Origin of the sequence: Enterobacter cloacae, assembly GCF_011078175.1 — a bacterium.
GTDB lineage: Bacteria > Pseudomonadota > Gammaproteobacteria > Enterobacterales > Enterobacteriaceae > Enterobacter > Enterobacter cloacae_Q.
In genome coordinates, this window is the sequence record NZ_JAALCJ010000005.1 from 286,295 (window position 1) to 309,279 (window position 22,985).

Here is a 22,985-nt window from a genome sequence, read left to right on the forward strand (position 1 = left end):
TATGCTTTCCTTAGGAAGACTTAACCACGCAAAGGAAGAACAGGTTTGACAACCTCATCACAACATTACCTGGTTATCACTGCGCTGGGTGCTGACAGGCCGGGTATCGTGAATACCATCACTCGCCACGTGAGCAGCTGCGGCTGCAACATCGAAGACAGCCGGCTGGCTATGCTCGGCGAAGAGTTCACGTTCATTATGCTGCTTTCCGGAACATGGAATGCCATTACCCTCATCGAATCTACCCTGCCGCTGAAAGGCGCAGAGCTGGATTTACTGATTGTGATGAAGCGCACCACCGCGCGTCCGCGTCCGGCGCTGCCTGCCACGGTCTGGGTACAGGTTGAAGTGCCTGATTCACCTCATCTGATTGAACGTTTTACGGCGCTGTTTGACAGCCATCAGATGAACATTGCCGAACTGGTTTCCCGCACGCAGCCGGGCGATGAAAACGCAATCCCGACGCTGTTTATTCAAATTACCGCACACAGCCCTGCCTCGCAGGATGCGTCAAATATCGAGCAAGCGTTCAAAGCCCTCTGTACAGAATTACACGCGCAAGGCAGTATAAGCGTCGTCGATTATTCGCAGCACGAACAGGATGGAGTTGAGTAATGAACCCACTGAAAGCCGGTGATATCGCACCGAAATTTAGCTTACCGGATCAAGACGGCGAGCAAGTAAATTTGACCGACTTCCAGGGACAGCGTGTTCTGGTCTATTTCTACCCGAAAGCCATGACCCCGGGCTGTACCGTACAGGCCTGCGGTCTACGCGACAACATGGATGAGTTGAAAAAGGTCGGTGTGGAAGTGCTGGGCATCAGCACCGATAAGCCAGAGAAGCTGTCACGTTTTGCGGAAAAAGAGCTGCTGAACTTCACGCTGCTTTCCGATGAAGACCACCAGGTTTGCGAGCAGTTTGGCGTCTGGGGTGAGAAGTCCTTTATGGGCAAAACGTACGACGGCATTCACCGCATCAGCTTCCTGATTGGCGCTGACGGTAAAGTTGAGCACGTGTTTGATGATTTCAAAACCAGCAACCACCACGACGTGGTGTTGAAGTGGCTGAAAGAGAACGCGTGATAACTTTAGTGCCGGGTGGCGCTGCGCTTACCCGGCCTATAAGGTAAACGCTAAAAACGGCAACCAGGTTGCCGTTTTTAGCGTTTACCCCCTCTCCCCGTGGGAGAGGGTTGGGGTGAGGACATCAGCCCGCACTAAATCTACTTCTCCTCCACCGCCGGCACATCCGGCCACGCGTGGACCACGGCTTTAATCAGCGTAGCCAGCGGAATGGCGAAGAACACGCCCCAGAATCCCCACAGCCCGCCGAAAATCACCACTGACAGAATAATCACCAGCGGATGCAGGTTAACGGCTTCTGAGAACAGCACCGGTACCAGCAGGTTTCCGTCCAGTCCCTGAATAATCAGGTATACGGCGAAACAGCTCCAGAACTCCGTACCCAGACCAAACTGGAACAGCGCCACCCCTACAACCGGAATGGTCACCACAAACGCGCCGATATACGGGATCAGAACCGAGAATCCGACCAGCACCGCCAGCAGCAGCGAGTAGTTCAGCCCGAAGATCACGAAGCCAATCCAGGTCGCCACGCCCACCACAATCATCTCCAGCACTTTACCGCGTATGTAGTTGGTGATCTGCTGGTTCATCTCCTGCCAGACCTGACCGGCGAGACCGCGATTGCGCGGCAGCACGCGGCGCACCGCGTTCAGCATCTGCTCTTTATCTTTGACCAGGAAAAACACCATTAGCGGTACGAGAACAAGGTAAACCGCCAGCGTCAGCAACCCCACCAGCGAGGCCAGAGAGTATTTCACCACCGAGTCACCCATGGTCATGATGCGGGCGCGCATGTTTTCGGCCATCGCATCGATGATCCCGGCGTCCATCAGCGCAGGATAGCGGCGCGGCAGCGTGGCGGCAAAATCAGACAGTTTATTCAGCATGCCGGGCATATCGCGGATCAGGTAGATCCCCTGTTGCCAGGCGATGGGCATCACCACGAAGGACATCAGCAGCAGAATGCCGACAAACAGCACCAGCACAATGCTGGTCGCCCAGCGGCGGGAACAGCCGATATGTTCCAGACGCGCGGTGGGCCACTCCAGCAGATACGCCAGCACAATCGCCACCAGTAGCGGTGCCAGCAGGCCACTAAAGAAGAACAGGATACCGAATCCGGCAACCAGAATGACCAGCAAAGCAATGGCTTCCGGGTCGCTAAACCGACGCCGATACCATTGCATTAACATTTCGAGCATACAACCCTTCCCTGAATCGAATGGCGGGAGTGAGACGGTGAATTGTATCTAACTGTCACAAAAAAGACTTTCCTTTTTGTTTCACTGTCAGGTTTCGCAAAACCCTGATGAATGGGATTTTCTTCATCTCTTAACACGGCTACACTCGCAGAGCAGCGGAGATGAACGTTATGCGGGTTCATCGGTCAAATTAGCACATCCAAAAGACAGGACAGTGGTTATGTTCAGGCAGTTGAGAAAAACACTGGTTGCGACACTGATTGCCGCCGTGACGGTGGGTCAGGTGTTGCCCGCTTTCGCTGACTCGTCCGATTCATTGCCGGACATGGGCACCACGGCAGGAAGCACGCTCTCCATCGGGCAGGAGATGCAGATGGGGGATTATTACGTACGCCAGCTGCGCGGCAGTGCTCCGCTGATCAACGACCCTTTGCTGGTGCAGTACATCAACGGTCTGGGGATGCGGCTGGTGGCGCACGCAGACTCGGTAAAAACGCCCTTCCACTTCTATTTAATCAATAACGACGAAATCAACGCCTTCGCCTTCTTTGGCGGGAACGTGGTGCTGCATTCGGCGTTGTTCCGTTATTCCGATAACGAAAGCCAGCTGGCGTCCGTCATGGCGCACGAAATTTCGCACGTTACCCAGCGCCATCTGGCGCGTGCGATGGAAGATCAGAAGCGTAACGCCCCGCTGACCTGGGTGGGCGCGCTGGGCTCTATTCTGCTGGCGATGGCCAGCCCGCAGGCCGGGATGGCGGCCCTTACCGGGACGCTGGCGGGAACGCGTCAGGGGATGATCAGCTTTACCCAGCAGAACGAGCAGGAAGCAGACCGCATCGGCATTCAGGTTTTACAGCGCTCCGGCTTTGACCCGCAGGCCATGCCGAGCTTCCTGGAAAAGCTGCTCGACCAGGCGCGCTACTCGTCGCGTCCCCCTGAAATTCTGTTGACCCACCCGCTGCCGGAAAGCCGTCTTTCAGATGCGCGTAACCGTGCCAACCAGATGCGCCCGGTGGTCGTGCAGTCTTCGCAGGATTTCTACATGGCCAAAGTGAGAACGCTTGGCATGTATAACTCCGGACGTAATCAGCTCACCAGCGATCTGCTGGACGCGCTGGCGAAAGGCAACGTGCGCGAGAAAAACGCGGCGCAGTATGGTCAGGCGCTCCAGGCGATGGAGGCCAGCAAGTACGATGAAGCGCGTAAAGCGCTACAGCCCCTGCTGGCGTCGGCGCCTGACAATCCGTGGTATCTTGACCTCGCCACCGATATCGATCTGGGGCAGAAAAAAGCGACCGATGCGATCAACCGTCTGAAAGGGGCGAAAGACATTCGCAACAATCCGGTATTACAGCTTAACCTGGCGAACGCCTACCTACAGGGCGGGCAGCCTGGCGAGGCGGTGACCATTCTGAACCGCTACACCTTTAACAATAAAGACGACCAGAACGGCTGGGAGCTGCTCGCCCAGGCAGAGGGTCAACTGGGTAACCGCGATCAGGAGCTGGCCGCGCGTGCGGAAGGTCTGGCGCTGGCGGGTCGTCTCGATCAGGCCATTTCCCTGCTGAGCAGCGCCAGCTCACAGGTGAAGCTCGGCAGCCTGCAACAGGCCCGCTACGATGCGCGAATCGACCAGCTTCGCGGGCTGCAACAACGCTTTAAGCCGTACGAGAAGATGTAATCAAGGAGAAGTCATGACAGACGCGGTAAAAATTTACCATAACCCTCGCTGCTCCAAGAGCCGCGAGACTCTGAATCTGCTGAAGTCTAACGGCATCGATCCGGAAGTGGTGTTGTATCTGGAGACGCCGCCGGACGCGCAGACAATCCGCCACCTGCTGAAGATGCTAAATATGGGCAGCGCGCGCGACCTGATGCGTCAGAAAGAAGAGCTGTATAAGTCGCTCAATCTGAATGATACCGCTCTCACTGAAGATCGGCTGATCCAGGCGTTGGTTGACAATCCAAAGCTGATCGAGCGCCCGATTGTCGTGGTAAACGGCAAGGCGCGTATTGGTCGTCCGCCGGAAGACGTCCTCAAAATCCTCTAATCGTTACGCCGCAGCGCTTCCAGAAACGCCTGCGGCGTACTCTCTCCCAGCTTTTTCTGTGTTTTTCCGCTGTTATAAAACTCGCATAGCTGGCTCAACAGCTCTCCCGGTGGTTCACTATTCAGCCGAGGAACGATTTCGCGTAACGGCAGGGCAACCTGCACGGCCGGGTTTTGTTGCGGATGCACTTTTACACTGACGCGGGACCCCGGCAGCGTCACTGCCAACCCAAAAGTCTCAACAGATTGAATATCCGCCGGACAGGCAGCCAGCACCTCGTTCGTCCAGTGGGTCAGTAACTGCGGCGATACGCCGGCATAAAGCCGGGCGTAACACCAGCCGCTGACGGGTTCACGCGCCCAGAGCAGGTGTTGCTCACCACCGTCGTCCATATGCAGCGACAGCGGCAAATGATACAGGAGCAGTTTCTGCGGCACGATACCAGCCTTCAGCGCCTTTTTGCCCTGCAATGACGCCCCCTTTTGTTTTACCGAAGCTGGTTTGAGGTAGCGGTTCAGAGTCGCGCGGGAAACGGCGATCCCGAGTCCGTCATTCACCAGCAGCAGCAGCTCATCCAGCGGTGCACTAGTGATATCCCGCAGGGCATTTATCAGTGCCGCCTGCTCTTGTCTCAGCGCTTTGTGTATCACTTTTGGCGTGGTGTGGTTATCCGAAACGCGATCGCGATTGCGCCAGCGTCTGACGGTGGTGACCGAGATCCCCAGTTCAATAGCCAGCTCTCTGTCGCTTTTATCTGACTGCTGAAGATAGCGGCGGATACGCGGTGTGGTGGTGGCGTTGGCATGCAGTTTGATTTCCATCGCGTACCTCTCCCTAACCAATCTTGTGAGATTTATTATGTAACTGCGAACGCTTTGTGACCGATTTCACCTTTCGCTCCCCGCGCTTCACTGATAATCCACAGACATAACATAAACAACACCTCTCAATCTTGTACGGAGTTCACAATGAACAATGTTCTGGGATTTCTTGAAGCAAAACTGATGCCGCTGGCGGCGAAAACGGCCCAGCAGCGCCATCTTGGCGCCATTCGTGGAGCCTACGTTTCATTCATGCCGTTTATCATCGTCGGCTCCATCCTGCTGGTGATCTCCTCCTTCCCCAACCAGGCCTATCAGCAATTTATGTCTCAGGCCTTTGGTGAGAGCTGGAGCGCGATTATCGAAATTCCGTTCAATGCGGTGTTCTCGACCATGTCGCTGTTTATCAGCTTCCTGGTCGCCTACCGCCTGGCCGAGCACTATGGCGAGGACCGTATCTCCTGCGGCATCCTGGCACTGGTCGCATTTTTAATCCTGACGCCGTTTATCAAAGTGGCGGAAAACGGCGGCATTACCGTCATACCGGTAGAGTGGATTGGCAGCAAGGGGCTGTTTGTGGCGATGATCGGCTCGCTGCTGTGGACGGAATTGTTCTGCTGGCTAAAGCGCAAAAAGCTGGTCATCAAAATGCCGGACGGCGTGCCTCCTGCGGTGCAGGAGTCCTTCGCGGCGCTGATCCCGGCCCTGCTGGTGATGATACTGGTGCTGGGCATCCGCATCCTCTTCGAAAACACCCACTACAACACCATCCATCAGTTTATCTATGAAGTGGTCGCCACGCCGGTGCGCCACTACGGCACCTCTTATTTCGGGGCGCTGATGACCGTATTCAGCATCACCATTCTGTGGTCAGTGGGCATTAACTCAGGTTCGATGATCAACGGCATTATTCGTCCGCTGTGGATGGAAAACCAGACCGACAACATCGCCGCGATTCAGGCGGGCACGCCGCCGCCGCACATCATCACCGAACAGTTTTTTGACATGATCTGGATGGGCGGCGCGGGCGCCACGCTGTCGCTGGTGATAGCGATGCTGATTTTCGCCCGCAGTAAAAACATGCGAGAAGTGGCGCGCCTCGGCGCAGGGGCCTCAGTATTTAACATCAATGAGCCGATCCTGTTTGGCCTGCCGGTGATCATGAACCCGATCATGCTCATCCCGTTCAACCTGGTGCCGCTGGTACTGGTCACCGTGCAGTATTTGGCGATGAAAATTGGCGCGGTCGCCGTCACCACCGGGGTGTTTATCCCCTGGACGTTGCCGCCAGTTATCAGCGGCTTTATCGTCACCGGGCACCTGAGCGGCAGCGTGATGCAGCTTATCAACCTGCTGATTGGCGCCATGCTGTATCTGCCTTTTATGCGTATCGTGGATAAACAGTACCGCGCCGCGGAACTGACTGCCGCTACGCAACCCGACACCACCCTTGCAAAACAGGAGTAAAGCATGTGGGGAATTATCGCCACCTGGCGAATGGCGCTTGAAGGCGTAACGGAGTCTGCATCTGCCCTTGCAGAGGGGAAACCGGTCGCAGCAGCGGTTGTCGATGCCGTCGCTGCCGTGGAAGACTTCCCGCTGTATAAATCCGTCGGCTACGGCGGACTGCCGACCGAAAACGGCGAGGTAGAGCTGGACGCGGCGTATATGGACGGCGACACGCTGGCGTTTGGTGCCGTGGGTAACCTGGTGGATATCGCCAACCCGGTGCGCGTAGCGCAGGCGCTCAGCCGCCAGCGTTACAACAGCCTGCTGGTCGGCCGGGGCGCGCGGGAATGGGCACTGAGCCAGGGCTTTGCCGAAAAAGCCATGCTTACGGATCGCGCCATGCAGCACTACCGCAAGCGCTGCCGCGAGACGCTGGACAAGGGGTTAAGCCCCTACGACGGACATGACACCGTCGGTATTATCGGTCTCGATAAACAGGGTTCGATGAGCGTCGCCACTTCCACCAGCGGCCTGTTTATGAAAAAACGTGGTCGCCTCGGTGACTCTCCCATCATCGGCTCTGGCTTTTACTGCGACAGCGAAACCGGCGCGGCCACCGCCACGGGGGTCGGCGAAGATCTGATGAAAGGCTGCACCAGCTACGAAATTGTTCGCCGGATGGCGCAAGGTATGTCGCCGCAGCAGGCAGCGGATTCGGTCGTATTCGAACTGGAAGACAAACTGATGTCACGCTTTGGCCGCGCGGGCGACCTCTCCGTAGTGTGCATGAACAATAAAGGAGAATTTGGCGCCGCGACCAACATCAAAACCTTCTCGTTTGTGGTGGCGACGGACCGTCAGCCTCTCACGGTTTATCGTACCGAACGCCTGCGGGAGAAAACACACTATCATGCGGTAGATGATGAGTGGATGCAGGCCTATGCCGCGCGGATCCGCGCGCCGATTGAGGAGTCATGATGATCGCCTGTCAGTTTATCAATGCGCTTTCTGACGCGAAGCCGCAAAGCCATTTTATTGCATCCGCCTCCTGTACGCTTTTGCCCGAAACGGCGCTTGTCACAGAAATGCGCGCGTCCGACGGCATCGCGGACACGCGCTTTGGCTGCGCGCCGTTTGCGCGCCTCACCCTGCTACCGGACGCGCTCTGGCATGACGCCCTGACTGAAGGCCTGATTGCCGCCCTGCGACCGATGATTGCCACTCCCGTCAGCACTGATGTCGTGCTGGACGTGACGAATATCGACGATGTGGTGCTGGCCCAGGTGCTACGTTTTCTCTTTAATCAGGCGCACCGGCTGAGCGATTTGCAGCTAAAGAAAACCGACGATGCCGTTCGTATCGCGCACATCACCGCCCTCTGCCTGCCGGAACAGCAGGCGAAGCTGGAAACACTCTTCCGCCAACAGCAAGCTATCGCCCACGGCATGGTTGCGGCGCGACGTCTGGCTGATATGCCGTCTGACCGCTGCACGCCGCAGTTTGTCGTTGAAGAGGCACAAAAACTGTGTGCCGCCTTCCCTGCCCTACGTTGTGACGTACTGGATGAAACGCAAATCGTTGAGCAAGGGCTTGGATTGCTGCATGCCGTTGGCAAAGGGGCGACCTGCCCGCCGCGTCTGCTGGCTATTCACTATAACGGCGTGTCTGATGGCCCGGTACGCTGCTACGTGGGAAAAGGCATTACCTTTGACACCGGCGGCCTGTGGCTGAAGGAAGGCGCGGGCATGTACACCATGAAATATGACATGTGCGGCGCGGCTAACGTGCTCGGGCTGATGCTGACCGTTGCGGAGCTGGCATTACCCGTGCGCATTATGGGCGTGCTGGCGCTGGCGGAAAACGCCATCGGCCCTAACGCCATGCAGCCCGGAACGGTGGCGAGGGCCTGCAACGGCACCACCGTCGAAATCAATAATACCGATGCCGAAGGCCGGCTGGTGCTGGCAGACGCTATCGCCTGGGCGAGTCAGCGCCATCCTCAGGCGCGCTTTATCATTGATATGGCGACCTTGACGGGCGCAGTGGTGAAAGCGCTGGGGTATGAGCTGAGCGGGCTAATGACGCAGAACGAACCGCTGCGCGCGGCGCTGACGCTGGCGGGAAAACAGAGCGGCGATGAAGTGTGGTCCCTGCCGCTGGACGCCCGGTTGAAAAAGCAGACCGACAGCGCCATTGCCGATCTGTGCAATACGCCGACCAACAATGCGGCGATAAGCGCGTCGGCGGCGTGGCTGCTGCACCATTTCTGCCCGCCGACAATCCCGTGGGCGCATCTGGATATCAGCGGCACGGCGCTGTGGCGCGAAGGGGGACGGAGCGTGGCGTCAGGAAGACCGATTCCACTGCTGGTTGAACACCTGATGGGGGATCTTTAGCCGGGTGGCGGCTGCGCCTTACCCGGCCTACAAAGAGCACCTGTAGGCCCGGTAAGCGTAGCGCCAACGGGCGAAAACACTCAAAGCTTAAGGATATCTTTCACAAACGGAATGGTCAGCTTGCGCTGGGCGGTAATGGAAGCGCGATCGAGCTGATCGAGCGTATCAAACAGCGTGCGCATTTCCCTGTCCAGACGCTTGAGCAGGAAACGGCCCACGTCTTCCGGCAGCTCAAACCCACGCTGCTTTGCACGCAGCTGTAACGCCTGAAGCTTATCTTCATCCGACAGCGGCTGGAGCTTGTAGATTTGCCCCCAGTCCAGACGAGACGCCAGATCCGGCAGCCCAAGATTAAGCTGACGCGGCGGACGATCGCCGGTGATCAGCAGCCGGGTTTTGCCCGACTCCAGAATGCGGTTGTAGAGGTTAAAGATCGCCATTTCCCACGGTTCGTCCCCCGCCACGCATTCGATATTATCGATGCAGACCAGGGAGAGATGTTCCATGCCCTCCAGCACCTCAGGCACAAACCAGGTGCGTTTATCCAGCGGCACATAGCCTACCGCGTCACCGCGCGCCGAAAGCTCCGCACAGGCGGCATGCAGCAGGTGGCTGCGTCCCGCGCCTTCGCGTGACCAGATATAGATGTATCCGCTGTGTTCCTGGCGCAGCACGTTTTGCAGTGCAGCCAGTAAAGAGGGGTTATCACCCGGCCAGAAACTCGCGAAAGTTTCGTCGTCAGGAAGATAAAGTGGCAGAGAGAGCTGTGCCGGTCCGTTCAGAAATACCTCAACCAGAGATCTTACATAAAATCGGAATGGAGTTTAACACGGAACCTGCAAGGAGAGAACCGGGCGATCCTTCGCCCGGCATGACGATCAGTGTGGCGCTTTTTCGCTTTCGTCCGCGTCCAGTACCACCTCTTCCGGGCGGATCACCGAGATCAGCTTAAATATGAGGCTCAGGCCGACGCCCACAATGGTCGCCAGCGCCATGCCTTTCAGCTCTGCCGCGCCGATGTGAACCTTAGCACCGCTCACCCCGATGATCAGAATAACGGAGGTCAGGATCAGGTTCTGCGCCTTACTGTAATCCACTTTGGATTCAATCAGCACGCGAATACCCGAGGCACCGATTACCCCATACAGCAGCAGGGAAACGCCCCCCATCACCGGAACCGGGATAATCTGGATCGCCGCCGCCAGCTTGCCGACGCAGGAGAGCAGAATGGCGATGATCGCCGCGCCGCCGATAACCCAGGTGCTGTAGACGCGGGTGATCGCCATTACGCCGATATTCTCACCGTAAGTCGTGTTTGGCGTGGAGCCGAAGAAACCAGAGATGATGGTGGAGAAACCGTTGGCAAACATGGAGCGATGCAGGCCCGGATCGCGGATCAGGTCGCGCTTCACGATGTTCGCCGTCACCACCAGGTGGCCGACGTGCTCCGCAATCACCACCAGCGCGGCAGGCAGAATGGTGAAAATGGCGAACCATTCAAAGCGCGGGGTGTAGAAGGTTGGCAGCGCGAACCAGTGCGCCTCGGCAATCGGCGTGGTATCCACAACGCCCATCACGAAGGAGAGCGCGTAACCCGCCAGCACGCCGATCAGGATCGGGATAATCGCCATAAAGCCGCGGAACAGGACGGAACCGAATACCGTCACGCCCAGCGTCACCAGCGAGATGATAATGGTTTTGGAATCCGGGGACTGGCCGTCCGCAGGCAGCAGCCCAGCCATGTTCGCCGCCACGCCCGCCAGCTCCAGGCCGATGACGGCAACGATGGCGCCCATCGCCGCAGGGGGGAACATCACGTCCAGCCAGCCCGTACCGGCTTTCTTCACGATGAAGGAGACCAGGCAGAACAGCACGCCGCACATAATAAAGCCGCCCAGGGCCACTTCATAACCTAGCGGTAGCAGCAATAACACCGGCGAGATAAACGCGAAGCTCGACCCGAGATAGGCCGGGATTTTGCCTTTACAGATGAAAAGGTAAAGCAGCGTACCGATGCCGTTAAACAGCAGTACGGTAGCCGGGTTAATGTGAAACAGGATTGGCACCAGCACGGTTGCGCCAAACATGGCGAACAGGTGCTGCAAACTAAGCGGGATTGTCTGTAAAAGCGGCGGTCTTTCACTCACCCCGATAGCACGGCGCGTCATAGTGTTTTCCTCTGAGTGTCATTGTTGGTTTTTATTCAAAAAAAAGCCGACTATCAAAGTCGGCTTTTTTATCGTTATTCGATTATTTAGTACCAAAAATCTTATCGCCGGCATCGCCGAGCCCCGGGATGATATACCCGTGCTCGTTCAGCCCCTGGTCAACGGATGCGGTATACAGTTCGACGTCCGGGTGCGCTTTTTCCAGCGCTGCAATACCTTCCGGCGCTGCGACCAGGACCAACACTTTAATGCTGCTGCATCCGGCTTTTTTCAGCAGGTCGATGGTGGCGATCATCGAACCACCGGTCGCCAGCATCGGGTCAACCACCAGCGCCATACGCTCGTCGATGTTAGAAACCAGCTTCTGGAAGTACGGGACCGGCTCAAGCGTTTCTTCGTCACGGTAGATACCCACCACGCTGATACGCGCGCTTGGCACGTGCTCCAGCACGCCTTCCATCATGCCCAGACCGGCACGCAGGATAGGCACCACGGTAATTTTTTTACCTTTGATCTGCTCAACCTGTACCGGACCGTTCCAGCCTTCGATGGTCACTTTTTCCGTTTCCAGATCAGAGGTCGCTTCGTAGGTCAGCAGGCTGCCCACTTCAGAAGCCAGTTCGCGAAAACGCTTCGTGCTGATGTCATGCTCACGCATCAGGCCCAACTTGTGTTTAACGAGTGGGTGTTTCACTTCCACAATCTTCATTCTCTTTCTCCTCTGAGGTGGCATCCGCAAAAAAATCGCGGGATTATACCGCTTTTTTCGGATTGCGCCATACCCATCTTGCTTGACATACGTCAATCAAAGACAAAAAAGCCGGAGGCAAAGCTCCGGCTTGGGTGCGGGGTTCTGCCCGGTGGCGCTACGCCTACGCGATCCTACGTGTATTGTATTGTAGGTCGGGTAAGCGTTAGCACCACCCGACTATTACAGGTTATCCCCGTTGCTCGCAATCACCTGCTTATACCAGTCGAACGACTTTTTCTTGCTGCGGTTCAGGGTGCCGTTCCCTTCGTTGTCTTTATCGACAAAGATAAAGCCGTAGCGTTTTTTCATTTCACCGGTGCCGGCAGAGACCAGGTCGATACAGCCCCACGGGGTATAGCCCATCAGATCTACGCCGTCTTCCACCACCGCTTTTTTCATCTCGCGGATGTGTGCGGAAAGGTAGTCGATGCGGTACTGGTCGTTCACCGTGCCGTCGCTCTCCTGCACGTCGATCGCGCCAAAGCCGTTTTCCACAATAAACAGCGGCAGCTGATAGTGATCCCAGAACCAGTTCAGGGAGTAGCGCAGCCCGACAGGATCGATCTGCCAGCCCCAGTCCGATTTCTGTACGTACGGGTTAGAAACCAGGCTCTTGCTCTCGTCGTAGTCCAGCGTCGGATTATCTGCCGTCGCTTTGGTGGCGAAAGACATGTAGTAGCTGAACCCGATGTAATCCACGCAGCCCTGCGTCAGCGCAACTTTATCTTCTTCAGTGATATCCAGCGCGAAGCCGCGACGTTCAAAGTAGTTGAGCAGATGCTGCGGATACTTACCGCGCACGTGAACGTCGGTGAACCAGTAGCGGCGATGCATGGCGTTCATCGCCATCATCATGTCGTCCGGGGCACAGGTCAGCGGATAGATGGGGCACATGGCTATCATGCAGCCGATTTGCAGCGACGGGTTGATCTCGCGCCCCGCCTTCACCGCCAGGGCACTGGCCACCAGCTCATAGTGCGCCGCCTGGAACATCACCGGCTCGCGATCTTCTCCCGGCACGTACTTCAGCCCGGAGTTGGTGAACGGCGCAAAGTCTTCGTGGAAGTTAGCCTGGTTGTTGATCTCGTTGAAGGTCATCCAGTACTTCACCTTATGCTGGTAGCGCTGGAAAACCACTTTTGCAAAACGAACGAAAAAGTCGATCAGCTTGCGGTTGCGCCAGCCGCCGTATTCCGTCACCAGATGGAAAGGCATCTCGAAGTGGGAAAGCGTGATCACCGGCTCGATGCCGTGCTTCAGGCACTCGTCGAACAGATCGTCATAGAATTGGAGTCCCGCTTCGTTCGGCTCCAGCTCGTCGCCTTTCGGGAAGATACGCGTCCAGGCGATGGAGGTGCGGAAGCATTTGAACCCCATTTCGGCAAAGAGTTTGATGTCTTCTTTATAGCGGTGATAGAAGTCGATGGCTTCGTGGTTTGGGTAATTTTTCCCCTCCAGCACGCCGTTGGTGATTTCACGCGGTACCCCGTGGGCGCCTGCCGTCATGACATCGGCAACGCTCACGCCCTTGCCGCCCTCTTTCCAGCCGCCTTCAAGCTGGTGCGCCGCAACGGCCCCACCCCACAGAAAACCTGCTTTAAATCCTGACATTCGCTTTCCCTCATTCTGCGTTATTTTCTGCAAAAACAGTTACAGAAACCGGTTTCAGTTTGATGATGTGCAAAGGGGATAGCCGTTGCAAGCAGATCGCCGAAACCGGTTTCATTTTCGTGAATAGAGTCAAGTTTGTTGCCCAGGATAGCCTGCACAGAAAAAAAGATCCCCGCGCCGAGAATAGGCTCGCAAACGTTTGCCTGGACTGTTAGAATTGCGCCGATTTTTCTTACTAGCTATGCAATCGCGTGGGGATTTAAGCCGTGACCAACAAAACTTCTCTCAGCTACAAAGATGCCGGTGTTGATATTGACGCAGGTAATGCGCTGGTTGACCGAATCAAAGGTGTGGTGAAAAAAACCCGCCGCCCGGAAGTGATGGGTGGCCTGGGTGGATTCGGCGCACTGTGCGCGCTGCCGCAAAAATATCGTGAACCTGTGCTGGTCTCGGGTACGGATGGTGTCGGTACAAAACTGCGCCTGGCGATGGATCTGAAGCGTCACGATACGATCGGTATCGATCTGGTGGCGATGTGCGTCAACGATCTGGTGGTACAGGGCGCTGAGCCGCTGTTCTTCCTCGATTACTACGCGACCGGCAAGCTGGACGTGGATACCGCAGCGAGCGTCATTAACGGGATCGCCGAAGGCTGCCTGCAATCTGGCTGTGCGCTGGTCGGCGGTGAAACCGCGGAAATGCCCGGCATGTATCACGGTGAAGATTATGACGTCGCAGGCTTCTGTGTCGGCGTGGTAGAAAAATCAGAAATTATCGACGGCAGCAAAGTGGCTGACGGCGATGTGCTGGTTGCGCTGGCCTCCAGCGGCCCGCACTCCAACGGCTACTCTCTGGTGCGTAAAATCCTCGAAGTGAGCGGTTGCGATCCGCTGACCACCGACCTGGACGGCAAACCGCTGGCCGATCACCTGCTGGCCCCGACCCGCATCTACGTGAAAAACGTTCTGGAGCTGATTGCGAACGTCGACGTGCACGCCATCGCTCACCTCACCGGCGGTGGCTTCTGGGAAAACATTCCGCGCGTACTGCCGGACAATACCCAGGCGGTGATCGACGCATCCTCATGGCAGTGGCCGTCCGTCTTCAACTGGCTGCAAACCGCAGGCAACGTGAGCTCTCACGAAATGTACCGCACCTTTAACTGCGGCGTGGGTATGGTTATCGCCCTGCCCGCCAGCGAAGCGGATAAAGCGGTTAAGCTGCTGACAGAAAAAGGTGAAAACGCGTGGAAAATCGGTACGATTAAAGCTTCCGATTCCGAACAGCGTGTGGTCATTGAATGAAAAACATCGTGGTGCTCATTTCCGGCAACGGAAGCAATTTGCAGGCAATCATAGACGCCTGCAAACAGAAGAAAATCAATGGCACCATTCGGGCAGTATTCAGCAACAAGGCCGAGGCGTTCGGCCTTGAGCGCGCGCGGGAAGCAAACATTCCTGCGCACGCGCTGGAGGCCAGCCAGTTCGCCGGGCGTGAAGCGTTTGACCGTGAACTGGTGCAGGAGATTGACGCCTACGCGCCTGACGTGGTGGTGCTGGCAGGCTACATGCGCATCCTGAGCCCGGCTTTTGTTGCACACTACGCCGGACGACTGCTCAATATCCACCCTTCCCTGCTGCCAAAATACCCCGGCCTGCACACCCATCGTCAGGTACTGGAGAACGGCGATGATGAGCATGGTACCTCCGTGCATTTCGTCACCGACGAGCTGGACGGCGGACCGGTAATTTTGCAGGCAAAAGTACCGGTCTTTGACGGCGACAGCGAAGACGACGTGACCCAACGTGTACAGACGCAGGAACACGCCATTTATCCGCTGGTGGTAAGCTGGTTTGTCGATGGACGTCTGGAGATGCGCAACGGCGCAGCCTGGCTGGACGGCGTGAAGTTGCCCCCGCAGGGTTATGCGGCTGAAGAGTAGTCTGTTTGAATTGCCCGGCGGCGCTTCGCTTGCACGGGCCTACGATCCCGTAGGTCGTGGTAAGCGCAGCGCCACCCGACACCCCCTCCCCCAACCCTCTAAATTCCCCAACAAAAAAATAACTGTCATACTTTTCTGGCACTGTTGGACATATCGTGGAAATGCTCGCCATAATAAGGACGAGACGGATTTACCACGTCCTGTGATTGAACTGGAGTGTGAGCTGTAATGGGTCAGGAAAAGTTATATATCGAGAAAGAGCTAAGCTGGTTAGCATTTAACGAACGTGTACTTCAGGAAGCGGCCGATAAAAGCAACCCGCTGATTGAGCGCATGCGTTTTTTAGGCATCTATTCCAACAATCTGGATGAGTTCTACAAGGTTCGCTTTGCCGAACTAAAACGCCGAATCATCATCAGCGAAGAACAGGGCTTAAACTCCCATTCGCGGCATCTGCTTGGAAAAATCCAGTCTCGGGTAATGAAAGCCGATCAGGAATTTGATGGCCTCTATAACGAGCTGCTGCTGGAAATGGCACGTAACCAAATCTTCCTGATTAACGAACGTCAGCTCTCCGCGAATCAGCAAAACTGGCTGCGCCACTATTTCAAACATTATCTGCGCCAGCATATCACCCCAATTCTGATCAACCGTGAAACCGATCTGGTGCAGTTCCTGAAGGATGATTACACCTATCTGGCAGTAGAAATCATTCGTGGTGAGACCATTAACTACGCGCTGCTGGAAATACCGTCTGATAAAGTCCCGCGCTTTGTTAACCTGCCGCCGGAAACGCCACGCCGACGCAAGCCGATGATCCTTCTGGATAATATTCTGCGCTACTGTCTGGACGATATCTTCAAAGGCTTCTTCGATTACGACGCGCTCAACGCCTACTCGATGAAGATGACCCGTGACGCCGAGTACGATCTGGTGCATGAGATGGAGGCCAGCCTGATGGAGCTGATGTCTTCCAGCCTAAAACAACGCCTGACGGCAGAGCCGGTGCGTTTTGTCTATCAGCGCGATATGCCGGACGCGATGGTGGAGATGCTGCGCGATAAGCTGACCATCTCCCGCTACGACTCCATTATCCCCGGCGGGCGTTACCACAACTTCAAAGATTTCATCGGCTTCCCGAACGTTGGCAAAGCCAATCTTGTGAACAAACCGCTGCCGCGCCTGCGCCACATCTGGTTCGATAAGTTCCGCAACGGGTTCGACGCCATCCGTGAACGGGATGTGCTGCTTTACTATCCGTATCACACCTTTGAACACGTGCTGGAACTGCTGCGTCAGGCCTCATTCGATCCGAACGTGCTGGCGATTAAGATCAACATCTATCGTGTGGCGAAAGATTCCCGCATCATCGATGCGATGATCCACGCGGCGCACAACGGCAAGAAAGTGACCGTGGTGGTTGAGCTCCAGGCTCGCTTCGACGAAGAGGCTAACATTCACTGGGCGCGCCGTCTGACGGAAGCGGGTGTGCACGTCATTTTCTCAGCGCCGGGGCTGAAAATTCACGCCAAGCTGTTCCTGATATCCCGTAAGGAAGGCGACGACGTGGTGCGCTACGCCCATATCGGTACCGGGAACTTTAACGAGAAAACCGCGCGAATTTACACCGACTACTCGTTGCTGACGGCCGATGCGCGCATCACCAACGAGGTGCGTCGGGTGTTCAACTTCATTGAGAACCCGTACCGCCCGGTGAGCTTCGATTATCTGCTGGTGTCCCCGCAGAACTCGCGACGCCTGCTGTACGATATGATCGACAAAGAGATTGCCAATGCGCAGAACGGCTTGTCGTCCGGCATTACGCTGAAGCTCAACAATCTGGTGGACAAAGGGCTGGTGGACCGCCTGTACGCCGCCTCCAGCTCCGGCGTTCCGGTAAATCTGCTCATTCGCGGCATGTGCTCGCTCATTCCGGAACTGGAAGGCATCAGCGACAACATCCGCGTGATCAGCATTGTGGATCGCTATCTTGAACACGATCGCGTCTATATTTTCGATAACGCCGGTGATAAACGCGTATACCTCTCGTCCGCCGACTGGATGACGCGGAATATTGATTACCGTATTGAAGTGGCGGCACCGCTGCTGGATCCCCGTCTTAAGCAGCGTATCCTGGACATTATTGAGATCCTGTTCAGTGATACGGTGAAAGCACGTTATATCGACAAAGAACTCAGTAATCGCTATGTGCCGCGCGGCAATCGCCGTAAAGTACGCTCACAGCTGGCGATTTACGATTACATCAAATCACTTGAGCAACCCGATTAACCTATGCCACTAAACGATAATACCCCACGCCCGCAGGAGTTCGCTGCGGTCGATCTTGGCTCAAACAGTTTCCATATGGTCATCGCCCGCGAGGTGGATGGCGCGATGCAGATCATCGGTCGTCTGAAGCAGCGCGTGCATCTCGCCGATGGTCTGGATGCGCGTAATATGCTGAGCGAAGAGGCCATGGAGCGCGGACTGAACTGCCTGTCGCTGTTCGCCGAACGTCTGCAAGGCTTTTCGCCGTCCAGCGTCTGCATCGTCGGGACGCATACGCTACGTCAGGCGCTAAACGCGCCGGAATTTCTTAAGCGCGCGGAAAAGGTTATCCCCTACCCGATTGAAATCATCTCCGGTAACGAAGAAGCGCGCCTGATTTTTATGGGCGTGGAGCATACGCAGCCGGAAAAAGGACGCAAGCTGGTGATAGATATCGGCGGTGGCTCCACGGAACTGGTGATTGGCGAAGATTTCGAGCCGCGTCTGGTGGAGAGCCGCCGTATGGGCTGCGTCAGCTTCGCGCAGATGTATTTCCCGGGCGGCGTCATCACCCGCGAAAATTTCCAGCGCGCGCGTATGGCCGCCGTACAAAAACTGGAAAATCTGGCCTGGCAGTACCGTATTCAGGGCTGGAACGTGGCGCTGGGGGCGTCTGGTTCAATTAAAGCGGCTCATGAAGTGCTGCTGGCGATGGGTGAAAAAGACGGGTTTATCACGCCTGAGCGGCTGGTGAAACTCACCGAAGAGGTGCTTAAGCATAAGAGCTTCGACGCCCTGAGTCTGCCGGGACTGTCTGACGAACGTAAAGCGGTGTTTGTCCCGGGGCTGGCGATCCTCTGCGGCGTGTTTGACGCCCTGGCAATTAAAGAGCTGCGCCTCTCTGATGGCGCCCTGCGCGAAGGGGTGCTGTATGAGATGGAAGGCCGCTTCCGTCATCAGGATATCCGCAGCCGCACCGCGCAGAGCCTGGCCAACCAGTACAACATTGACCGCGAACAGGCGAAACGGGTGCTGGAAACCACGGTTCAGATGTACGAGCAGTGGGAGGAGCAGAACCCGAAGCTGGCGCATCCGCAGCTGGCTGCGTTGTTAAAATGGGCCGCGATGCTGCACGAAGTGGGACTGAACATTAACCACAGCGGGATGCATCGCCATTCAGCCTATATTCTGCAAAACAGCGATCTGCCTGGCTTCAACCAGGAGCAGCAAACCATGATGGCAACGCTGGTGCGCTATCACCGCAAGGCCATCAAGCTCGACGATTTGCCGCGCTTTACGCTGTTTAAGAAAAAGCAGTTCCTGCCGCTCATTCAGCTGTTGCGCCTGGGCGTGTTGCTCAATAATCAACGACAGGCGACCACCACGCCGCCGACGCTGAAGCTAAAAACGGATGACTATCACTGGACGCTGAGCTTCCCGCACGACTGGTTTAGCCAGAACGCGCTGGTTCTGCTGGATCTGGAAAAAGAGCAGCAGTACTGGGAAGCGGTCACCGGCTGGCTGCTGAAGATTGAAGAAGAAAGCTCTGAGGCGGCAGCGTAACGGCTCAGTCGTTCTCATGAGAAGGCTGCTTGTCGAGCAACGTATCAAGCTCAGCCGGCAACCCAATCAGATAGCCCTGCACATAATCGATACCTAGCGCGTGCACCGCGCTACGTATCTCCTCTGTTTCCACATATTCTGCCACGACCAGCATTTTCTTCATCCGGGCCAGATGGCAAATGGAAGCCACAATCTGATAATCCAGGCTGTTGCTGACAATATTGCGAATAAAGCCGCCGTCGATTTTAAGAATGTCGGCATCCACGCTTTTTAACCGCGCATAGCTGGCGTAGCCGGTGCCAAAATCATCAATAGCGATCCGTATCCCCATTTTTTGTAATTTCCTGAGAGTAGATGCCGCCAGATCCGCATGACCAAAGGCGCTGCTTTCGGTCACTTCAAAGATCAGCTGCCACGCCTCAACGGCATATTTGGCTAAAAGGCGGCTTACTTCAAGCGGGAACTGCGCCCGGTAAACGGTAGACGGTGCGAGGTTGATCGCAAAGCGCTGGCCCGGTAAGCGATGGCGGTGCTGTGCCAGGAAACTCAGCGTACGTTCCAGAACCCATAAATCGACACGCGACGATAAACCAAACTCCTGTGCTATGGGCAGGAACTGCTCGGGAAAGATCAACGCACCGTTGTCATCGCGCATCCGCAGCAGCACCTCGTGGTAAGAATCGCCTCGCAGCCCGCGTACAGGCTGAACCAGCAGGGTAAAAGCGTTCTGTTCCAGCGCAGTCTGTAACCGACTCATCATCGCAACTTTATCTTTTAGGCTACGTTGCAAATGAACAGCTCCGCGCTGCTGAAGATTCTCAGGGTGGTTGGTTGAGAGGGAGAGATCGGCCACGATGCCCAGCTCCCCCAGCACCAGATAAAGATGATTGACGGGTGAGCGCACATAGCAATAGCTCACGCCAACCTGAGGCTGTACCGGCATCCCATCCCAGATAAAAACGAACTGCTTGATATGCTCGTCCAAAGTCTCAATGCGCTGTTGATGCGACGCCGCATCCAGACGCACCGCCATGTCATACCCGGTGAGGTGATAGACCCGCTCATTTGGCTGAAGGGTGCCGTTTATCCATTGTGCCAGCTGCTGTTTATACTGGATCCGCAGCATCACCCCGTAATTGCGTCCCAGCACCTCCAGCTCGGGTACGCGCAGTAAACAGAGTGCCGACCACGGATTCGCGGTCAGCTCGCGAGACAGCGCCCGCAGGTTGGGCATATGCACCACCGGATCGAAAAAAGCCTGACGGCGGGAGCGAATATTGATGGCCCGCTGGCGTGTCGCCAGCATCGACATATACGTCACAACGAAGGAAAAAACCAGATAGCTGGATGAGGTGATCGCCAGCTGAATGCCATAACCTTCCTGCACCGGAATGTAGTGATAAAAGTAGTGAATCGACACCAGCAGAACCGGCGTCCAGATGAGTGACATCAACTTGTAGCCAAAGCGCATCGCACCCCAGAGCATCACGGGCATCAGCAGGGACAAGGTGTAGTTGGTACTGAAAATAGAACTGTTTGCATTCATGGGAAGCAGCAGCATAACCAGCAACCCGCCCAGTGCTAAAAACCACACCACAAACTCAACGGCAGTCACCTTTTTGTCTACTTGCGCGCGGAGCTGGGACATCAGTCCCCTGATATAGCGTGGATGACGTATCAGGCGGATCAGCAGGTAGCTTAGCGGCACGCCCGTCAGCCCGCTCACCAGCAGCCCCTGATAGTTAATCAGGGTCCGTATATTAAGGGGATTCAAGCCAGCGAGGCTCTGGCGGCTCTCATAAACGCCGAGATAAACCGCAAACTGAAACAGCACCAGAAAAAGCGTTGCCGGGCAAAACACCTGCCAGAAAATACGCTGCCCCATCAGGCGTCCATCACCGTAAGACGTCATATTGCGTCGGGGCGCAAACACGCGATATCCGCCCCAGCTAAGCACCAGCGGGACGATAAAATGCAGAATGCTGACAAGGGATTCAAACAGCCCTACGGACGGGTAATAACGTAAAAACAGCGACACCACCACCCCGGGCAAGGCTTCCAGGCCAAAGAATAACATCAGCGTTAGCAAAAAGGAGAGCGGGAGATAATAGATCGCAACGATACCGTCACCCAGTTGCGTTAAGGTATTAGCCGCACTTAGCACCGGGAGTAACACGACGGGTAAAATAAGAGGAAGTGCCCACCAGCGGTCTTTATTTTGCTTCAGGAAGTGGTGAATATTCATAGATGCTCGTTTATAACCCTTGCACTCCAGAGGGTAATTGAAGACAGGCATCCAACCTGACGTACACGTTGCCCGGAAAATTCCTGGCAAGCACAGTGGAGGAGGGATTTTAAATATCAACGGCGGGATTCCGTTGACCTAAATCAAATTAAATTATCTGAATACACCTTTCTTACGCTTTTTTTGAATATTTTTCCTGTAATTATCAACGCGATAAATAAAATCGTTGTTTTTAATAACATAAATTAATGTAAGCATTGACGCTATTTTACATTTGACCGAATTGACCCTGGCTTACGGCTGTGCCTTAATAACCGCATCGCCCAAAAGGGCTTACTCAGGAAAAGAAAGTGAGTCAGGCTACGCGTATGCGAAAACGACATCGATTTAACACCCGGATGACCCGCATCATACTGCTCATCAGTTTTCTGTTTTTCTTTGGCCGCTTTGTTTATTCCTCTATTGGCGCCTGGTATCACCATCAGGACAAAATTCAGTCGCAGCAATCAGGTCTTGTAGTGGATTCGCCCGAGCGCTAACGCCCCTGTTCATGCTGTAACAGCCGAATAATCGCTGCCATCCCTTTGCTGAGGATCTTATCCTGACGCATCACTATCGCCAGCTGTCGGCGCAGCACGGGCGTTAACGATCGAACGCGTAATCCCTCCCGGTCGTCGGCATGCTCCACCGCCATTCGCGGCACGATACTGTAGCCCAGCCCTGCACGCACCATGCGTTTGATGGCCTCGATACTGCCAAGCTGCATAATCGGTGAGACGGCTAACCCGCGGGCTTCAAACCAGCCGTCAATCAACGTTCGCGTACCGCTGCCTGACTCAAACGCAATGAGCGGCTGAGCGTATAAAGAGTCTGGCGTATACTGTTCCACTTCTTCCGGCTGTACCTGCGCGCCTATCCAGACAAACTCTTCCTCTATCGCGGGCATTACCGCCAGCGCACGGCTGCTCGTCGGCAGCGTGACCAGTCCCATATCCAGCCGATTCTCTTCAATCGCCCTGACGATATCCGGCGTATTTCCCGTCGTCCCCCCGACCCGTAACAGGGGGTACTCCTCACGAAGCTGCCGCAACAGTGGTGGAAGGAGATGAATACAGGCCGTCGCGCCCGTGCCCAGCGTAATGGTACCGCTCACTTCCTGATTGAACGCACTTACCGAACGAATTGTCTCCTCAACCGCCAGTTCAAGACGTTCACCGTGCACCCGTAGCGCCTCACCGGCAGCAGTGGCTTTGATCCCACGCCCCGTACGTTCAATCAGCCGCGTCTGAAGAAACTGCTCCAGCTGGCGTATTTGCAGACTGACTGCGGGCTGGGAAATCCCCAGCATATCTGCTGCCGCAGAAAAGCTGCCGCGTTGAACGACCAGGCGAAAAGTGGCGAGATGTCCCAGATTGAGCGTCGTCATG

At 55.9% G+C, this 22,985-nt stretch carries 20 protein-coding genes; 12 read left to right on the forward strand and 8 right to left on the reverse strand.

All coding sequences use genetic code 11. The annotated features are described in order from the left end of the window. Nucleotides 1-45: 45 nt before the first annotated feature. Together G6Q29_RS13320 and bcp are read left to right on the forward strand one after the other, a co-directional pair. On the forward strand, nt 46-615 hold the full coding sequence (locus G6Q29_RS13320; protein ID WP_000213743.1) for a glycine cleavage system transcriptional repressor: 570 nt from the start codon (nt 46-48) through the stop codon (nt 613-615). Then, a complete protein-coding gene (gene bcp, locus G6Q29_RS13325) occupies nt 615-1,085 on the forward strand; it encodes a thioredoxin-dependent thiol peroxidase (protein WP_023314630.1) in 471 nt (156 codons plus the stop codon). The genes G6Q29_RS13320 and bcp overlap by 1 nt, the downstream gene beginning before the upstream one ends. A 140-nt stretch (nt 1,086-1,225) precedes the next feature. Here the strand turns inward: bcp and G6Q29_RS13330 are convergent, their stop codons facing one another. Next, nucleotides 1,226-2,290, reverse strand: coding sequence for an AI-2E family transporter (locus G6Q29_RS13330; RefSeq protein WP_003860546.1), 1,065 nt, complete (start codon nt 2,288-2,290; stop codon nt 1,226-1,228). Between the two features lie 220 nt (nt 2,291-2,510). Between G6Q29_RS13330 and bepA the strand changes: the two genes are divergently transcribed. Both bepA and arsC read left to right on the forward strand, forming a co-directional pair. Next, complete coding sequence (gene bepA, locus G6Q29_RS13335) at nt 2,511-3,974, forward strand: beta-barrel assembly-enhancing protease (protein ID WP_165465969.1); 1,464 nt, start codon at nt 2,511-2,513, stop codon at nt 3,972-3,974. Between the two features lie 13 nt (nt 3,975-3,987). Continuing rightward, entirely contained in the window at nt 3,988-4,344 is a 357-nt protein-coding gene (gene arsC, locus G6Q29_RS13340) for an arsenate reductase (glutaredoxin) (RefSeq protein WP_165465970.1), read from the forward strand. Here the strand turns inward: arsC and G6Q29_RS13345 are convergent. Then, nucleotides 4,341-5,165 (reverse strand): helix-turn-helix transcriptional regulator, encoded by an 825-nt coding sequence (locus tag G6Q29_RS13345; protein ID WP_165465971.1) that lies wholly within the window; start codon nt 5,163-5,165, stop codon nt 4,341-4,343. The two genes, arsC and G6Q29_RS13345, sit on opposite strands and share 4 nt — an antisense overlap. A 147-nt stretch (nt 5,166-5,312) precedes the next feature. Between G6Q29_RS13345 and celB the strand changes: the two genes are divergently transcribed. The 3 genes from celB to G6Q29_RS13360 are packed head-to-tail and all read left to right on the forward strand — an operon-like array spanning nt 5,313 to nt 9,010. Then, the gene (gene celB / locus G6Q29_RS13350) at nt 5,313-6,632 is read left to right on the forward strand and encodes a PTS cellobiose transporter subunit IIC (RefSeq protein ID WP_165465972.1); all 1,320 of its coding nucleotides are present in this window, start codon (nt 5,313-5,315) and stop codon (nt 6,630-6,632) included. 3 nt (nt 6,633-6,635) lie between these two features. Further along, the gene (locus G6Q29_RS13355) at nt 6,636-7,592 is read left to right on the forward strand and encodes a N(4)-(beta-N-acetylglucosaminyl)-L-asparaginase (RefSeq protein WP_165465973.1); all 957 of its coding nucleotides are present in this window, start codon (nt 6,636-6,638) and stop codon (nt 7,590-7,592) included. Then, nucleotides 7,592-9,010, forward strand: coding sequence for a leucyl aminopeptidase family protein (locus G6Q29_RS13360; protein ID WP_165466045.1), 1,419 nt, complete (start codon nt 7,592-7,594; stop codon nt 9,008-9,010). Before G6Q29_RS13355 ends, G6Q29_RS13360 begins: the two co-directional genes overlap by 1 nt. 80 nt (nt 9,011-9,090) lie before the next feature. Here the strand turns inward: G6Q29_RS13360 and G6Q29_RS13365 are convergent, their stop codons facing one another. The 4 genes from G6Q29_RS13365 to G6Q29_RS13380 form a co-directional block, all read right to left on the reverse strand. After that, a complete protein-coding gene (locus tag G6Q29_RS13365) occupies nt 9,091-9,792 on the reverse strand; it encodes a DnaA inactivator Hda (RefSeq protein WP_166792068.1) in 702 nt (233 codons plus the stop codon). Between the two features lie 96 nt (nt 9,793-9,888). Then, nucleotides 9,889-11,178, reverse strand: a complete 1,290-nt coding sequence (gene uraA, locus G6Q29_RS13370) for a uracil permease (protein ID WP_017692944.1) — start codon at nt 11,176-11,178, stop codon at nt 9,889-9,891. Between the two features lie 82 nt (nt 11,179-11,260). Beyond that, nucleotides 11,261-11,887: a uracil phosphoribosyltransferase gene (gene upp / locus G6Q29_RS13375; protein ID WP_040074548.1), complete on the reverse strand. Its 627-nt coding sequence runs from the start codon at nt 11,885-11,887 to the stop codon at nt 11,261-11,263. A 222-nt stretch (nt 11,888-12,109) separates the two neighbouring features. Next, nucleotides 12,110-13,540 carry a 6-phospho-beta-glucosidase gene (locus G6Q29_RS13380; protein WP_165465974.1) on the reverse strand — a complete coding sequence of 477 codons (1,431 nt, stop codon included), beginning with the start codon at nt 13,538-13,540 and terminating at the stop codon, nt 12,110-12,112. 266 nt (nt 13,541-13,806) lie between these two features. Between G6Q29_RS13380 and purM the strand changes: the two genes are divergently transcribed. The 4 genes from purM to ppx all read left to right on the forward strand — a co-directional run bounded on the left by purM (nt 13,807) and on the right by ppx (nt 19,313). Further along, the gene (gene purM, locus G6Q29_RS13385; protein WP_165465975.1) at nt 13,807-14,844 is read left to right on the forward strand and encodes a phosphoribosylformylglycinamidine cyclo-ligase; all 1,038 of its coding nucleotides are present in this window, start codon (nt 13,807-13,809) and stop codon (nt 14,842-14,844) included. After that, nucleotides 14,841-15,482: a phosphoribosylglycinamide formyltransferase gene (gene purN / locus G6Q29_RS13390; RefSeq protein ID WP_165465976.1), complete on the forward strand. Its 642-nt coding sequence runs from the start codon at nt 14,841-14,843 to the stop codon at nt 15,480-15,482. The genes purM and purN overlap by 4 nt, the downstream gene beginning before the upstream one ends. A gap of 228 nt (nt 15,483-15,710) precedes the next feature. After that, nucleotides 15,711-17,771: a polyphosphate kinase 1 gene (gene ppk1, locus G6Q29_RS13395; RefSeq protein WP_006811494.1), complete on the forward strand. Its 2,061-nt coding sequence runs from the start codon at nt 15,711-15,713 to the stop codon at nt 17,769-17,771. A 3-nt stretch (nt 17,772-17,774) separates the two neighbouring features. Next, nucleotides 17,775-19,313, forward strand: coding sequence for an exopolyphosphatase (ppx, locus tag G6Q29_RS13400; protein ID WP_165465977.1), 1,539 nt, complete (start codon nt 17,775-17,777; stop codon nt 19,311-19,313). 4 nt (nt 19,314-19,317) lie between these two features. Here the strand turns inward: ppx and G6Q29_RS13405 are convergent, their stop codons facing one another. Beyond that, on the reverse strand, nt 19,318-21,558 hold the full coding sequence (locus G6Q29_RS13405; RefSeq protein WP_165465978.1) for an EAL domain-containing protein: 2,241 nt from the start codon (nt 21,556-21,558) through the stop codon (nt 19,318-19,320). Between the two features lie 368 nt (nt 21,559-21,926). On the opposite strand from G6Q29_RS13405, the gene G6Q29_RS13410 reads away from it, so the two are divergent. Then, the gene (locus tag G6Q29_RS13410) at nt 21,927-22,097 is read left to right on the forward strand and encodes a YfgG family protein (protein WP_017383512.1); all 171 of its coding nucleotides are present in this window, start codon (nt 21,927-21,929) and stop codon (nt 22,095-22,097) included. Here the strand turns inward: G6Q29_RS13410 and G6Q29_RS13415 are convergent. Then, nucleotides 22,094-22,984, reverse strand: a complete 891-nt coding sequence (locus G6Q29_RS13415) for a LysR family transcriptional regulator (protein ID WP_165465979.1) — start codon at nt 22,982-22,984, stop codon at nt 22,094-22,096. The two genes, G6Q29_RS13410 and G6Q29_RS13415, sit on opposite strands and share 4 nt — an antisense overlap. Nucleotide 22,985 lies beyond the last annotated feature (1 nt).